Raw genomic sequence first — 15,990 nt, forward strand, 5'->3', positions numbered from 1 at the left:
CACCTTCGGTTGCGATGGTGGACCTAAGTCCACCTGAGTCTGGAGCTACTTAGCCGGCGCGGCGCTGACCGCCGCCGTTCCCGGAGAAGCCGCCGCCGCCGCGACGGCGCTGGCCGCCACCGCTCGGACGACCACCGCCGTGGCCACCGCCCTGGCCGGCCGGACGCGGTCCGCCGCCGTGGCGCTGGGCCTGGGGCTGGCCACCCGAAGCCGACGTTGCGGCACGGGCGGGGTTGCCGACCGGACCACGAACGGCACCGGGGACACCGCGCATGGAACGGCCGCCTTCGCGCGGACCGCTGCGGTCCTCGGGCATGTCGCGGCGCGGATCCTGCCGCGGCAGGCCGAAGCGCTGCGGATCGCGGTTGTGGCCGCGTGCACCGCTTTCGTTGCGCTTGTTGCGCTGCTGCGGCTGCGGCTCGCGCTTGGGTTCCGGCTTGAGGCGCTTGAGCGCTTCCACCGCCTGGTTAAAACCGGCCGGAAGCGATTCTTCCGCCAGCTTCTGGCGGGTCAGCTTCTCGATGTCCTTGAGGAAGGCGCGCTCCTCACGGTCGCAATAAGCGATCGCAATGCCGTCAGCGCCGGCACGCGCGGTGCGGCCGATGCGGTGGACATACTGCTCGGGCACGTTCGGCAGGTCGTAGTTCACGACGTGGCTGACGCCCGGAATGTCGATCCCGCGCGCGGCGATGTCGGTCGCGACGAGGATCGGCACGCTGCCGTCGCGGAAGGCTTCGAGGGCCTTTTCGCGCTGCGGCTGGCTCTTGTTGCCGTGGATCGCATTGGCCGCGACGCCGGCGGCGCCGAGCATGCGGACGATCTTGTCGGCGCCATGCTTGGTGCGGCTGAACACCAGGGTCCGCTCGATGTCCTTGCCGTTCTGGAAGAACAGGGTGAGCAGCGCGGTCTTCTCCGCCTGGTTGACGAAGGTGACGCGCTGTTCGACCCGCTCGGCAGTGGTGGCGACCGGGGTGACCGCGACTTCGGCCGGGTTCTTGAGATATTCGTCGGCGAGGCTCTTGATCATCTTCGGCATGGTGGCCGAGAAGAACAGGGTCTGGCGCTTGGCCGGGATGATCTTCACGATCCGCTTCAGCGCGTGGATGAAGCCGAGGTCGAGCATCTGGTCGGCCTCGTCGAGGACCAGGATTTCGAGCATCGAAAGGTTGACCGCGCGCTGGTCGACCAGGTCGAGCAGGCGGCCGGGAGTGGCGACCAGAACGTCGAGGCCGCGCGACACGGTGCGCAGCGACTTGGCGTTGGCGACGCCGCCGAAGATCACGCCGACGGTGGTCTTGAGGCCGGCGCCATAGGCTTCGGCGCTCGCAGCGATCTGCGAGGCGAGTTCACGGGTCGGCGCGAGCACCAGCATGCGGATCTGGCCGGGCTTCAGCATCGACGGGCGGTTGGCCGCGAGGCGCTGCAGCGACGGTGCCATAAACGCGGCCGTCTTGCCGGTGCCGGTCTGGGCGATGCCGAGCAGGTCGCGGCCTTCGAGGACGTACGGAATGGCCTGCGCCTGGATCGGCGACGGCTGGGTGTAATTCTTGGCGGCAAGCGCGTTGAGAAGGGGCGTCGAAAGCCCGAGTTGTTCGAACGACATTCGTATAGATTCCAAACATGACGCGCCGGCGAGCGGAGGCCGCTGCCGGAGCTGGGTTTTTGCAAGAACCCCGCGTGATGTGGAGAACTTCGTAAGGTGAACCGAGACGCGGGCCGGAGCCTGACAGGCTGCCGATCACGCCGCTTTGTGGCGTCTCGCTAACAGCCATGTAGGCGGGAGTTGCCGATTTGTCCAGTTTCTAGCCGATATGCACCATCGTCGCGTCGCCTGTGCCGTCGAAGAGGGCGGCTTCGGTGGCGGTCATCCACACCTGGCCGCGGCCTGCAAGGCGCTCGAACAGGGCAACACGGCGGCCGGGATCGAGGTGGGCGGCGACCTCGTCGAGCAGCAGCAGCGGCGGTGCGCCGCGGCGGCTGGTGACCAGGGCGGCATGGGCGAGGACCAGCCCGAGCAGCAGCGCCTTCTGCTCGCCGGTCGAGCAGCGCGCGGCGGGCTGCCGCTTGTCGGCGTGGGTGACGAGCAGATCCTGGCGGTGCGGCCCTTCGGTCGCGCGCCCGGCGGCGGCGTCGCGCCCGCGACTGGCACGCAGGCGGGAGGCGAGGTCGTCCTGGTCGGCGAGGTCGAGGGCGATGGCCGGGCGGGCGAACAGATCCTCGGGCGTGGCGGCGAGCTGTTCGGCCAGCGCCGCGACGGTGCGGGCGCGGGCGCCGCCGAGCGCCTCGCCATGTTCGGCCATTCCCGCTTCCAGCGCCGACAACCATTCGGGGTCGGCGCCATCGGGCTCGGCCAGAAGCTTGTTGCGGGCGCGCATGGCCGCTTCGAAGCGCGAGGCGTGGTGGGCGTGGCCCGGCTCCAGCGCCAGCACCAGCCGGTCGAGGAAGCGGCGGCGGTCACCGGCCGGGCCGATGAACAGGCGGTCCATCGCGGGGGTCAGCCACAGGACGGCAAGCCATTCGGCCAGGCTGTTGACCGAAGCAGCAGCGCTGTTGATGCGGACTATCCGGCGCTCGGGCGCGGTAGGAAGGGTGCCGGTGCCGAGGGTCGTTCCATCCGGCTCAGCCAGCGAAGCACTGACGCTCCATCCCCCCGGCCCGTCGCTGCGGGCCATCTCGCCAAGCGCGCTGCCGCGCAGGCCGCGCCCTGGCGCGAGCATCGACACGGCCTCGAGGATGTTGGTCTTGCCCGCGCCATTCTGCCCGTAAAGGCAGACGAAACCGGGCCCGGGCTGGAGGTCGAGGCCCGCGTGGTTGCGAAAGTCGGTAAGGGTCAGCCGGCCAAGCATCAGGCGCCGGCGAGCGCTTGCCCGGGCCCGGCCTTGCCGCCCTTGCGCGCCCAGCTGACGGTCCACAGGACCAGCGCCATGCTGACCGGGATATCGAGAAAGGTGGTGTAGATCAGCCAGGCGTCGGTGGAGAAAGCCCAGGCGACGAAGCTGTTGCCGCCGGCCATGACCAGGCCGGTCAGCCCCATGCCGATGCTCAGCCGGCGCTGGTCGATGTCGTTATAGGCCATGTAGCGATCGATGCCGGCGCCCAGCTTGCGGCCTTTGAGGACCAGCCCGTCGAACAGGAAGCAGGTAGCGCCGACCAGCCCGACGATGGTGGAGCGGTGCTTGATGATCTCCTCGTCCTCGAACAGGATGGCGAAGCCGGCGCTGACTAGCAGCATGAACACGCCGAACAGCATCATGCCGCCAACCAGGTCGACCTTCACGAACCGCTGGAGGATCACGATGCCGAGCCCGACCGCGGCACCGACCAGCGCGGCGGTCTTGAGGTCGGTCAGCTTGGCGACGAGGAAGAACAGCAGGCCGGTGGCGATGTCGACCGCGATCGGGATCTTGTTGCGCTTGAGCTTGCCGGGGTCATAGGCCGGCTCACCGCCCTGCTTGGGGTCCGAAACCATCCTGGCGAAGCGTTCGGGATAGGCGATCTGCCGGCCCTTGTGGCTTTCGTGGATCAGCGTGCCGTCGAGCCGGACGGCAATGCCGACCGTCCACCAGTTGACGTAGCCTGCCTCGATTTCGATCCGGCGCCCGTCGGGAAGCGTGTGTGCAAGCCGGTGATTGCGGACCGCCTCGGCCCCGGTGACGGGAGTGACGTCGGAGGCCACTTCCTCCCCATCGACCACCAACGTGCTGGTGAGGCCGGACATGCGGCTGTCGATCAGCACCCAGCATTCATGCGCGACGCCGATCGAGAAAGGGCGCTTGTAGAGCCACAGGCGGCGGCCGGGTGCGGCGGGCATGGCGGCGTCGGTCATGGGCACGGGCTTAAGCAGAGCGGCAGCGCGAAGGCCATACGCCTCGCAGGCCAGCGGTCGCTTCGGGATCGGGTCCGGTTTGCATGCCGGCGGGCCAGGATTCTTAACCATCTCGATGAGGACCGCGCTAAGCCGCACGCCCTAACAGCCGGTGCATGCTGCATCAGGTCATCCCGCTTCCCACCGCCAATCGGGCCGAGGTCATCGCGGCCTTCAGCTACGCCCTCGACCTGACCGAAGGGCAGCCGGCCGGCCATTGCATCCGGACCTGCTGGATCGGAATGCAGATCGGGCGGGAGATCGGCCTGTCGCCTCCCGACCTTGGCGATCTCTATTATACTTTGCTGCTCAAGGACCTCGGCTGCAGCAGCAACGCGGCCCGGATCTGCGAACTGTACGAGGTCGACGACCGGGCCTTCAAGCAGGGTTACAAGACGGTCGGCACCAGCCTTGCCGCCACGCTGCACTTCGTCCTGAAGAAGACCGCGCAGGGCGCGACCTTCCGGCAACGCGCGTCGGCGATCGGCAACATCCTGCGCAACGGCGATGCGATCGCACAGGAGATGATCGTGTCGCGCTGCACCCGCGGTGCCGACATCGCGCGGACCCTGCGCTTCTCCGATGCGGTGTGCGACGGCATCTATCACCTCGACGAGCATTGGAACGGGTCGGGCCGGCCGGGCCGGCTTCAGGGCGAGGCCATTCCGCTGCTTTCGCGGATCGCGTTGCTGGCGCAGGTTGCCGACGTCTTCCACGACCATGCCGGCCCCGGCGCCGCGCTCGACGAGGTCCGGCGCAGGCACCGCCTGTGGTTCGACCCGGCACTGGTGCAGGCGTTCGAGGCAGTGGCGGCACGCCCTGCCTTCTGGGAGAAACTGGCGTCCCCGACCATCGAAGGCCGGGTGATCCGCCTGGCGCCGATCAGCTCGAACTTGGCGCTCGACGACGATTACCTCGACGCCATCACCGATGCTTTCGGGCAGGTGATCGACGCCAAGAGCCCGTTCACCGCCGGCCATTCGCAGCGGGTCGGCGATCTGGCCGAGCAGATGGCAAGAGGGTTCGGGATGAGCCCCGAGCGGACCCGCTGGCTGCGCCGGGCGGCGGTGCTGCACGACGTCGGCAAGCTTGGCGTATCGAGCGCGATCCTCGAGAAGCCCGCCAGCCTCGACGAGCGCGAATGGACCGAGATGCGCAATCATGCCGTGCATACCCGCGCGATCCTCGGCCGGATCGGCGCCCTGTCCGACATGGCCGACGTGACCGCGGCGCATCATGAGCGGCTGGACGGGAGCGGCTACCCGCTAAGGCTGTCGGGCACCGCAATCAGTCGCGACACCCGCATCATCACCGCCTGCGACTTCTACGACGCTCTGGTGTCCGACCGCCCCTACCGCGCGGCACTGCCCGTCGGCGAAGCGATCGGCATCATGACCCAAGAGGTCGGCTCGGCAATCGACCGGGACTGCCTCGACATGCTCAAGGCGACCCTCGACTGATCCTGCGGGTCAGACCCGCATCGGCATCAGGACGTAAAGCGCAGCCGACTTGTCGTTTTCGCGCAGCAGCGTCGGGGCGGCGGCATCGGCGAGGTGGACCTCGACCGTGTCACCGTCGATCTCGCCCAAGATGTCGAGCAGGTAGCGGGCGTTGAACCCGATCTCGAGCCCGTCGGAGCTATAGTCGGCGGCCAGTTCCTCGGTCGCGAGACCGTTTTCGGGCGAGGTGACCGAGAGGGTCACGCGGTCGCGGTCGAGGCTGATCTTGACCGCGCGGGTCTTTTCGCTGGCGATGGTAGCGACACGGTCGACGCCGGCCTTGAAGCTGGCGGGATCGAGCTTGAGCAGCTTGTCATTGGCAGTCGGGATGACCCGGTTGTAGTCCGGGAAGCTGCCGTCGATCAGCTTGCTGGTCAGCACCGCATGGCCGAGCACGAAGCGGATCTTGGTCGCCGACAGGGTGACCTCGACCGTGCCTTCGACCTCGTCGAGAAGCTTCCTGAGTTCGAGCACGCACTTCTTGGGCACGATCACGTCGGGCATGCCATCGGCGCCGTCGGGCTTGGCGACCGTCACGCGAGCGAGGCGGTGGCCGTCGGTGGCGGCGGCCTTCAGCATGTCGTCGGCGACGTGAAGGAAGATGCCCATCAGGTAATAACGGGTTTCTTCGGACGAGATCGCGAACTTGGTCTTGTCGATGATCTGGCGAAGCGTCGCGGCGGGCAGCTCGAAGCGGGTCGGAAGCTCGCCCTCGGCGATCACCGGGAAGTCGTCGCGCGGCAGGGTCGACAGGTTGAAGCGGGCACGCCCGGCAACGACCTGCATCTTGCCGTCGGAGGCGCTGAGTTCGACCTGGCTTCCCTCGGGCAGCTTGCGGACGATGTCGAAGAAGGTGTGCGCCGAGACGGTGGTGGCGCCGGCGGTGGCGACATTGGCCGGGACGGTTTCATCGACCTGCAGGTCAAGGTCGGTCGCCATCAGCCTGAGCGTGCCGTCCTCGCGCGCGTCCATCAGGACGTTGGACAGGATCGGGATGGTGTTGCGGCGCTCCACCACCGACTGGACGTGGCTGAGGCTCTTGAGGAGGGTGGCCCGTTCGATCGTCGCCTTCATCGCTGCTGCTCAGTCCTTTTGCCCCTGAACCGCCCGCGCCAGCACCCTCGGGAGGGGCTGACTGCGCCGGACGGCTTCGTCATGTCGGATCGTTATAGCGGGCGGGCGGTCGGGTGGAAGGGGCTATGGCCGAGGTTTCGCGATCGATCCGCCATCACGGTCACGCATCGAACCCACGCTGGCGGGAAAGCGCCAGCCCCCGCCCTTTGAAGGGGCTTGGTGGCTCCCAACTCGCTCAGGCGTGCAGCAGCTCGGCGACATGCCTGAGGTGAAGGGCCGCCAGGGCGTGCCGGGCAAGGCCGATCTGCGTGGCGAGGTGGCGAAGGGCGGCGGCGAGCAGCCGCGGGTCGCCCCCGGCGGCCGCGACGATGGATTTCTCCAGCTCGGCGGCGGCCTGGCTGACCATCAGGGCGCCGATATTGCCGGCGGCACCCTTGAGACTGTGGGCCTCAGCAGCGGCCCCGGCAAAATCGCGGTCGGCCAGCGCCCTCTGGATCGCGGCCGGCCGCTCGTCGAGTTCGGTTCCCAGCAGGCACAGCAGCTGGTCGAGGCGAGCGGCGCCGAGCACGTCGCGCAACCCATCGAGGACAGTGGCTTCGAGAGGACTGGCGGGCTGATCGGGCGCCGGCGTGGACTGCGACTGGCGAAGCTGGCTGCCCTCGGCCACGTCGTTCAGGGCACGGGCAAAGGCGGTGCTGTCGATCGGCTTGGTCAGCAACCCGTCGAGCCCGGCCCTTTCGTAAAGGCCGCGACGATCGGATGACGCATCGGCAGTGAGTGCGACAATCGGGATGCGCGCGCAGGGCCCTGCGCCGTCACGGATGCGGCGAGCCGCCGTCAATCCGTCGCACCGTGGCATCTGCATGTCCATCAGGATCAGGTCGAACGCGCGGTCCGAGGCCGTGGAGACCGCTTCCTCACCATCCGGGGCGCAGGTGACCCGGTGGCCGAGGCGCTTGCACAAGGCGGTCACCAGCAGCTGGTTCACGGGATTGTCCTCGGCCAGCAGGATTTCGAGCGGCTTGGCGGTCGACGCGCTGACCGTGCGATCGACCGCGGCCGCGGCCTTGGCTTCGGGAAGGGTCAGGACGATGGTGAAGACCGAGCCCTGGCGAGGGCGCGACTGGACCGACAGCTTGCCACCCATCGCTTCGATCAGCCGGCGGCTGATCGCGAGCCCGAGGCCGGTTCCCCCGCCCTCGCTGCTTTCGCTTCCCTGCACGAACGGCTCGAACAGGTGCGGGCGGAGGTCGGGCGCGATGCCGATACCGTGATCGGTCACCGACAGGCGCAGCCGGTGACGGCCGCCGGCAAGCGGCTGGACCGCGCAGCGCACCACCACCTCGCCGCGTTCGCTGAACTTGATCGCATTGCTGAGGAGGTTGCTGAGCACCTGGCGGAGCCGAACCGCGTCGCCGCGCAACCACAGGGAGCCTGGTTCCGGACCCTCCAGCTTCAGCCGCAGGCCACGCGCGGAGGCGATCCGGTCGAAGAGGCGGATCTTGGTGAGCAGGGTCGCACCAATGTCGAACGGCTCGTCGACGATGGTGATCCGCCCGGCATCGACCTTGCTGAAGTCGAGGATGTCGTTGAGCACCGTCATCAGCAGGTCGCCCGACTGGCGCAGGGTGTGGAGGTAAAGCTTCCGGTCCGCGGCATCCGGTTCGGCTTCAAGCAGTTCGATCATCCCGATGACGCCGGTCATCGGGGTGCGGATCTCATGGCTCATGGTGGCGAGAAACTGGCTGCGGAAGCTGGCCGCGGCGCGGGCTTCCTCGAGCGCCGAGACCAGGCGCTGCTGGTCCTCGAGCTTGGCGGTAATGTCGCTGACCACTCCGAACAGGCTGGCGGCGCGCCCGCCCCCAGGAAGGTGCATCCGCAGCTGTAGGGTGCGACCGACTTCCTCGGGAAGGCGGACGGTGCATTCGACTGGCGATTCGACCCGGTACGCTTCCGCCAAGGTGCGCAGCAGGCGCAGGCGGTCCTGCGGATGGAGCCGGGCGAGAGCGTCCCGCGCGCTGACATTGCGGCGGGCAAGCCCAAGCATAGCCGCCGCTTCAGCCGAGAGGATGAGTTGCTTGCGCGCCGGATCGAACACCCAGTGGCCAAGTGAGGCGAGCCCCTCGGCCATGTTGAGCAGCCGGTTGCTTTCGCGCAGCCGCGCGGCGCTCTCGTCGGCAAGCAGTTCGGCAGTGCGACGGTCGTGGATGTCGCGCAGATTGGCGACGACCGGGCGATCGACCGGAGCGTAGGCGCCCGGCGAGGAGAGCGCCACCGACGGTCCGGCAAGCCGCATGTGCGCTTCGATCCAGCGATCCTGGCCGCAGGCATGACCCATCCGGAAGCAGGTCATGGCGTCACCATGGTGCCGAGCGTGATCGACTGCAGCGATGAAGCGAGTGCGATCGTCAGGATGGACCCGCAAGGCGAGTGCTCGCCCCTGGAGCTTGTTGGCGGGCAAGCCCAGCATTCGCTCCGACGCACTGGAAACATAATCGGCCACGCCGTTGGCGGTGAGGCGCAGGACCAGGTCGCTGCTGTGGTCGGCCAACAATCGGTAATGCTCCTCGCTCAGGCGGAGGGACCGGGCGGTGCGCGCGCGATCATGGCGCAGCGCCGACACCGGCAAGGTCAGCGCCACCGCCGTCGCGAGAAACGCCTGGATCAGGAAGATCCGGGAGCCGTCCGCAATCACGGGGTTATTGAGCGGCCCGTACCCTTCGAAGGTCAGTGCCACCGCGATGCAGTCGACCACCAGCACCAGCGTTGCACAGCGTTGCAGGGACAGCCGCAATCCGGCGAGCATCAGGACCGGGGTGATGAGGAAAATGAAAGGCGTTTCGCGCAGGAAAACGGTCGCGGTGACTACCACCGCCAGCGTCAGAAGGCCGACATACTCCAGCCACGCCCCGCGTTCCCGCTCGGACCGCGAATGCGCGAGAGTCACCAGCAAGGGGGTGAGGATCAGGATTCCGAGGATGTCGGCAAGCAGCCAGTGGGCGAGCGATCCCGAGGCGGCAGGGTCGTCGAGCACGGCGAGGCTCACCCCGGCAAGCACTGTCGAAGCGACCGGCCCGATCACTGCAAGCATTGCCAGCCAGATCAGGCGAGCCGGCGAATCGAGGGTGGCGGGAAGCGGGTAGCGTCGGGCGAACAGGGTGATGACGATCGCGATCTCGACGACGTTGCAGGCGGCAAGGGCCACCGCCAGGGCGGAGTTGTCGCCAGCGATCAGCGCGGCGGCAATATTGCCCGCGAGCGCCGCTGCGATCATTCCCGGCCAGCGCTTCTGGTCGCAGCGGAACAGCAAGGCGATCACTACCGCATTGGCCATCCACACCGAAGCCAGGCGGCCATCCTCCCGGGTCAGTTCGATCCCGGCCAGGGCGAACCCGAACATCAGTACCAGGGAGAGTGCTGGAAGCCCGATCCGATGTGCGATGCGCGATGCCGAGCCCATGGCGATGTCCCTCCAGCAATCCGGCCAGTGGACGGTGTGTTCGGGCGCTTTCTGAAGCCAGCGAGGACTGATCCGCTGTGGAGATAGCGGGCGACGACAGAGAGAAGGCTCGGTCCGTTACCGTGCTTTTTGCCGGGAACCTTGCGATCTGGATCCAATCGCGCGGGAACCGGTGCACCCGTAAGCACCCCGATTCCCGGTTTTGCAGCGATCTGGGACTAGCTCTTGGCGGCGAGGACCGTATCGATCTCGTGCACCACGCCGTTGCGGGCGGGCTGTTCGGTTCCGGTGATCAAGGCGGACTGGCCGCCCGTACCGGCGATCCGAAGGTTGTTGCCGTCGCGGGTGACCGTCAACGGCTCACCCGCCATGGTGGCGATCGTGGTCTTGCCGCCGCCATTCTCGACCGCGCGGGCAAGGTCCGCCGACATGATGGTGCCGGGGAGGATATGGCCGCGCAGCAGGGCGGTAATCCGGGCCTTCTGCGCCGGCTGGTCGAGACCTTCCCAGGTCGCCTTGTCGAGCTTGTCGAGCGCGACGTTGCTCGGCAGCAGCAGCGTGTAGGGCGCCTTGCCTGCCAAAACCGGCTCCATGCCCGCGGCCTTGACCAACTGGGCGAGCCTGGGATTGGCGCCGACCAGAGCCGCAAGATCCTGCGAGGGCGCGCCGGGGGTGACCGCGGCGTTGGTCGCTGCGCCGGCGTTTCCGGCCTGGTTGCCCCCGTCCCCCTGCCCGCACGAGGCGAGCAGGAGGGCGAAGAGGCTTGTTGTCACGAGGCGGCGCATCAGACCAGGGTCTCCACGATCGCCTGGACGATCTGCGTCGTCGGATCGACGTCGTAGATGTAGCCGTCATTGTAACGGTACATATGCTCGTCATTGTCGACGTAGCGATCACGATAGTCGTACGGCACGTTGTAGGCGTCATAGCCGGCGGGGATCTGCTGGCCGACCCCGAAGCCGCCCGCCAGCAGCGAGACGATGCTTTCGATCACGCCGCCCTGGCGGTCGACCTGGTAGATGGCACCGTCGGCATAGCGATAATAATCATCGCCATTGTCGGCGTACCAAGGCTGATACTGGACCGGGACGTTGTAATAGCCGAGGTAATCCTGCGGATAGGCCGAGCCGACGTAATAGGCACCGTTCCAGTCGTCCGCGAGCGGCCAGTAGGCGTCGACATAGTTACGATCGCGGTCGATCCGATAGACGTAATCGTCGCTGGTCCGGTAATAATAGTCGTCATTGTCCGGATACCAGTTGCGATAATAGGTCGGCAGCAGGGCCGAACCGAGCGCGACCGGGATCGCGCCGCCGACCAGCTTCTTGGCCTGGCCCGGGGGGAGACAGCCATTGCCCTTGGCGGCCAGCCCCGGAGGGCAGCCGTCAACCAGGCCGGTGGTACGGAAGGCCGGGCTGGCGACGTAGTTGTAGCCCTGGTCGGAACGGAAGAATTTGCCGTCGACCCGGTCCGTGCGCTGGACATAGCGCGCATCATATTGCGCCGGCCCACGATCCTGCGCGATGCGGACGTCGCCCTTTCCATTGCCCTTGAACTGCTTGCCGCCGCCGCGCTCCGCGCGTGCCTCACGGACCGGACCGCGCTGCTGCTGCTGGCGCTGAGCCTGGCGTTCAACCCGCATTTCGCGCTTGCCGGGGCCGCGCATCTCCTGCGGACCGCCGCCACCGCGCGCTTCACGCTGAGGGGCACCGCCGCCGCGCATCTGCTGCTTGCCGCCACCGCCGCCATTGCCGCGGGCCTGCTGCTGGCCACCGCCGCCGCGCATTTCCTTGGGACCACCGCCGCCGCCGTTGCCACGCATCTGCGGGCCGCCGCCACCGCCGCCGCCCTTCTGGACTTGCGCGGCCGGGCCACCGCCCTTGCCGCCGCCATTGCCATTGCCGCCGCCGCCGCCCTTACCGGGCTGCGCCAGAACCGGCGCGGTAAAGGCCAGCGCCGCAGCGCCGGCTAGAATGAGACTGTTCTTCATGAGCCTAAGCTCCTTTCGGAGGTCACCAACGGCTTGTTTACCGTTCGCGTTCCCGCCTTCATGGCGAAGGGAGAACGTCTAGTCGCTCAAGCGTGAACCGTGGATTTCCGCCATTGGAGGCTGAGGTTCATCGATCCAGTCGCGGACCAGGAAGCGGCTCGCGACCAGCGCCATGATCGCGGCAAGACCGTAGAACAGGACCACCCCGATCGCCGCATAGCGCAGGCTGTCGAGGCCGTAGGTGCTTTTCAGCGCATCCGAGATCGCGCCGATCAGCAGCGGCCCGACGCCCAGGCCAACGAGATTGTTGATCAGCAGGAACATCGACGAGGCAGTAGCGCGCTTGGCCGGTTCGACGAGGTTCTGAACCGCAGTGACGATCGGGCCGAGCCACAGGATGTTCATCGCGTTGGCGATCAGCAGTGGCGGCCAGGCCAGCCACAAATTGTTGGTGGTCAGGCCGAACAGGAAGCAGGGCAGCGCAATCAGCCAGGCCAAGGCGGGCAGCTTGGCATACCAGCTCTTATCGCCATGCCCGAGGCGGTCGGCGAAATGGCCGCCGGCAAGGACGCCGATAACCCCGCCGATCAGTAGCAGCGAGCCCATGAACTGACCGGCTTGGAGCAGGGTCAGGTCGTAGCTCAGCATCAGCACGCTCGGCACCCATACCGCCAGGCCGTAACCACACAGGGACGACAGCGAGGCCGCGATGGCAAGGAGCCAGAAGCTCGGCTTGCGCGAGACGATCGCCCAGACTTCGCCGAGGCGGACTTGGCTGGTCGTCCCGGCGGGGCGCGGAACGTCCTTCACCACCCACAGGAAGAAGGGCACCAGGACGATGCCGATCCCGCCCATGATCATGAAGGCGGCGCGCCAGTCGATGTAGGTGGCGATGTAGGCGCCGACCAGGAGCCCGGTGCCGAGCCCGACCGGCACGCCGAGCGAATAGATGCCGAGCGCGCGGCCGCGCTTTTCCGGCGGGAAATAGTCGGCGATGAGTGCGTAGGAGGGGGCAACGCCGCCCGCCTCGCCGACGCCGACGCCTAGACGGTAGAGGAACATCGACCAGTAGCCGCCCGCCACGCCGCACAAGGCGGTGAACCCGCTCCACACCGCGAGCGATCCGGCAATCACCTTGGACCGGCTGGTGCGATCGGCGAGATACGACAAGGGCACGCCGGCGAAGCTGTAGAGCAGTGCGAAGGCAAGGCCGGCGATGGCGCCGAACTCGGTATCGCTAAGGTCGAGGTCCTTCTTGATCGGCTGGGCCAGGATCGAGAGGATCTGCCGGTCGAGGAAGTTGAGGATGTAGGCCAGCAGCAGGAAGACGAGGATGATCGTCGGCGAGCGCGAAACCGTGCGTGCTGCGGTTGTCATGGAAAGGCTGGTGGCACGGGACGCTGGACCTGCCAAGCGTCCCGTGCCGACCGAGATCCTAGAACTTGACGTCGAGCGACAGGAAGACCTGGCGCGGCGAGCCGTAGAAGCCGGTGACCACGCCTTCGAAGCCGAGGCTCGGGGCGATGCCGGGGACAGCGAAGGCCGGGTTGGCGGCACCGTTGGCGAGGAAAGGCGTGGCCGACAGGATCGGCTGGCCGGTCACCGGGTTCACCGTCAGGAACTGGTAGCCCGAAGTGATGTAGCGCTTGTCGAACAGGTTCTTGCCATGGATCCCGACCCGGACCCGGCCGAGATCGTAGGTCAGGTTGGCGTCGAACAGCGAGAAGCCCTTCTGGTCGAGATAGGGGCTCGGCAATTCGAACTGGGTGCTGCGGCTGCGGTAGGAAGCGGTGGCGTTGGCCGACAGCATGCCGGGGCCGGCCGGAACGGTGAGATCGACCGTCGCCGAGTTGGTCCACTTGGGCGTGTTCTGGATCTGCCGGAAGCGGGCGACGTCGATCGGCTGGGCGCGCGAGGCCGGAGCCGGGGCACCGTTAGCGTCGAACGCCGCGATGTTGGTGACGAAGCGCTTGTATTCGGCGTCGAGATAGCCGACCGACCCCGACAGGTTGAAGCGCGAGCCGACCCCGGCGAAGTCGCGGGCGACCACCGCCGTGCCTTCGAACTCGATGCCCTTGAACTGCGCCTTGCCGGCGTTGGTGGTGACCCCGACGAAGGTGGGCACGCCGTTGACCACCGCGCCGGCCGAGCCCGGCACCTGCGCGTCCTTGTAGTCGGCGACGAAGCCGGCGATCGCGAAGCGAAGGCGGCGATCGAACAGCGCCGCCTTGTAGCCGATCTCGTAGCTGGTGACCTTTTCCGGCTCGAACAGGAAGTAGTCGAAGATCTCGCTCGCCTCGCGGGTGCCGTTGCCGTTGATGTCGGGCGCCGCGGTGCTCAGGCCGCGCGGATCGAATCCGCCGCCCTTGAAGCCCTTGGACCAGCTTGCGTAGATGTTGTTGTCGGCATTCGGCTGCCAACTGACCGAAGCCCGCGGGGTGAACTGCTTGAAGGTCTTTTCGCCGTTGAAGTCGGAGGTCAGTGCGCCGAACTGGCGACCGGTCGGATTGGCGACACTGAAAATGCCGTTGAGCGGAGTCCCGCCAAGCTCGGGCGAAGCGCCGCCGATGAGGTTGCGGCGGATCACCACCGCATTGCGCTTGTCCGAGGTGTAGCGGCCGCCGAGCGAGACCGAAAACTGGTCGGTCAGGTCGTAGGTGAAGTCGGCGAAGCCGGCCCAGGTCTTGGTATCGACATCGCCGAAGGTCGAGGCGGTGAAGCCCGGCAGGCCGATCGCCGCGCCCTGCACGCCCAGCACCACGTCGAAGATGTTGTTGGCATTGGCGTTGAGATAATAAGCGCCGAGGAGGCCGTTGAGCCGGCCCTTCTCGACCAGCAGCTGCACTTCCTGGCTGAACTGGCGGTTGCGGTAGATCGCAGGAACGTCAACGTCGGCGGCGGACAGCGCGTCGAAGTCGATCGGGGTGACGCTCTTGTCCTTGCGCCAGGCGGTGATCGTCTTGAAGGTGATCCCGTCGGCCAGCCCGATTTCGCCCTTGATCGAGATTCCTCCGCCGGTGACCTTTTGCTTCGGATTGACCAGCCCGCCGCGGGTGTCGAACACGTCGCCCAGAACTAGCTGCTTGGAGATGACCGAGGGGATCAGCCGGTGGCCGCCGCGCGGGTTGCTGTCGTCGGTGGTGTAGTCGCCGGCGATGCGGAAGCGGATGGTATCCGACGGCAGGAGCTCGACGGTCGCGCGGGTCGCGAACAGGTCTTTGTTGTAATTCTCCTGCCCGGTCGTGAGATTGGTGCCGAACCCGTTGCGGATCAGCCGAGCGACCGCGCCGCCGACTCGCATCCAGTCGCTGACCGGGGTCGAGGCACTGACGATCACGTCGCGCTGGCCATAGCTGCCGACGTTGGCGCGAAGGCGGGCTTCGGGCTCGGCCGAGAGCGCGCGGGTGACGTATTTGATCGCGCCGCCGATGGTGTTGCGGCCGTAGAGCGTGCCCTGCGGCCCGCGCAGCACCTCGATCCGCTCCACGTCATAGACGTCGAGCAGCGCACCTTGCGGGCGGTTGAGGTAGACGTCGTCGAGATAGATGCCGACACCGCCTTCGTAGCCGGCGACCGGATCCTGCTGGCCCACGCCGCGGATGAAGGCGGTCAGCGTGCTGTTGGTCCCGCGCGAGGTTTCCAGCGTGACGTTGGGCGTGGTGTCGCCGATGTCGCTGATGTCGATCGCACCCTGCCGATCGAGCTGCTCGCCCGAATAAGCCGTCACCGCGATCGGCACGTCGATCAGCGATTCGGCGCGGCGGCGGGCGGTGACGACGATCTCGCCGTCGGACGCGGTGGCGGCCTCGTCACGGGTCTGCGCCTCGTTGGCGGCAGCGGTCGCGGCGGTTTCGGTCGGGCCGGCAGGAGCCTCTTGGGCGAAGGCTGGCGTCGAGGCCAGGACCATGGCGGCCGATGCAAACAAGGCCGAACGAACGGTGGTGGCGCGCATGATTGTGATTTCTCCCCCTGGACTGGACAAGCCCCGGCGAGATTCACAGCTCGCCGACGCACATCTGGGTTTCTTGATACTGAAAGTTGAATCACCTTTCAAGTCTTGTGAAGCGGCGGCGGTGGGTTCATCGTGGTGGTATTTGAAGGG

General features: G+C 67.3%; 10 protein-coding genes. 1 reads left to right on the plus strand and 9 read right to left on the minus strand.

Annotated elements, in window-relative coordinates; genetic code table 11:
• Positions 1-49: 49 nt before the first annotated feature.
• From M1K48_RS09710 to M1K48_RS09720, 3 genes are all read right to left on the minus strand, one after another.
• A complete protein-coding gene (locus M1K48_RS09710; protein WP_249454798.1) occupies positions 50-1,603 on the minus strand; it encodes a DEAD/DEAH box helicase in 1,554 nt (517 codons plus the stop codon).
• Positions 1,604-1,802: 199 nt separating this feature from the next.
• Positions 1,803-2,846, minus strand: a complete 1,044-nt coding sequence (recF, locus tag M1K48_RS09715) for a DNA replication/repair protein RecF (protein WP_249454799.1) — start codon at positions 2,844-2,846, stop codon at positions 1,803-1,805.
• Positions 2,846-3,826: a septation protein IspZ gene (locus M1K48_RS09720; protein WP_249454800.1), complete on the minus strand. Its 981-nt coding sequence runs from the start codon at positions 3,824-3,826 to the stop codon at positions 2,846-2,848. The genes recF and M1K48_RS09720 overlap by 1 nt, the downstream gene beginning before the upstream one ends.
• A gap of 155 nt (positions 3,827-3,981) precedes the next feature.
• Here M1K48_RS09720 and M1K48_RS09725 point away from each other — a divergent pair, with 155 nt between their 5' ends.
• Entirely contained in the window at positions 3,982-5,325 is a 1,344-nt protein-coding gene (locus tag M1K48_RS09725; RefSeq protein WP_249454801.1) for an HD-GYP domain-containing protein, read from the plus strand.
• 9 nt (positions 5,326-5,334) lie between these two features.
• Here the strand turns inward: M1K48_RS09725 and dnaN are convergent, their stop codons facing one another.
• The 6 genes from dnaN to M1K48_RS09755 all read right to left on the minus strand — a co-directional run bounded on the left by dnaN (position 5,335) and on the right by M1K48_RS09755 (position 15,840).
• Positions 5,335-6,438: a DNA polymerase III subunit beta gene (gene dnaN, locus M1K48_RS09730; protein WP_249454802.1), complete on the minus strand. Its 1,104-nt coding sequence runs from the start codon at positions 6,436-6,438 to the stop codon at positions 5,335-5,337.
• Positions 6,439-6,673: 235 nt separating this feature from the next.
• Positions 6,674-9,898 carry an ATP-binding protein gene (locus M1K48_RS09735; protein WP_249454803.1) on the minus strand — a complete coding sequence of 1,075 codons (3,225 nt, stop codon included), beginning with the start codon at positions 9,896-9,898 and terminating at the stop codon, positions 6,674-6,676.
• A gap of 218 nt (positions 9,899-10,116) precedes the next feature.
• Positions 10,117-10,683 (minus strand): fasciclin domain-containing protein, encoded by a 567-nt coding sequence (locus M1K48_RS09740; protein WP_249454805.1) that lies wholly within the window; start codon positions 10,681-10,683, stop codon positions 10,117-10,119.
• Positions 10,683-11,888, minus strand: coding sequence for a hypothetical protein (locus M1K48_RS09745; RefSeq protein ID WP_249454807.1), 1,206 nt, complete (start codon positions 11,886-11,888; stop codon positions 10,683-10,685). Before M1K48_RS09745 ends, M1K48_RS09740 begins: the two co-directional genes overlap by 1 nt.
• 78 nt (positions 11,889-11,966) lie before the next feature.
• Positions 11,967-13,265, minus strand: coding sequence for a spinster family MFS transporter (locus M1K48_RS09750; RefSeq protein ID WP_249454808.1), 1,299 nt, complete (start codon positions 13,263-13,265; stop codon positions 11,967-11,969).
• Positions 13,266-13,323: 58 nt separating this feature from the next.
• On the minus strand, positions 13,324-15,840 hold the full coding sequence (locus M1K48_RS09755; RefSeq protein ID WP_249454809.1) for a TonB-dependent receptor: 2,517 nt from the start codon (positions 15,838-15,840) through the stop codon (positions 13,324-13,326).
• Between the last annotated feature and the right edge of the window lie 150 nt (positions 15,841-15,990).

The organism is Sphingomonas glaciei, from assembly GCF_023380025.1.
Lineage (GTDB): Bacteria > Pseudomonadota > Alphaproteobacteria > Sphingomonadales > Sphingomonadaceae > Sphingomicrobium > Sphingomicrobium glaciei.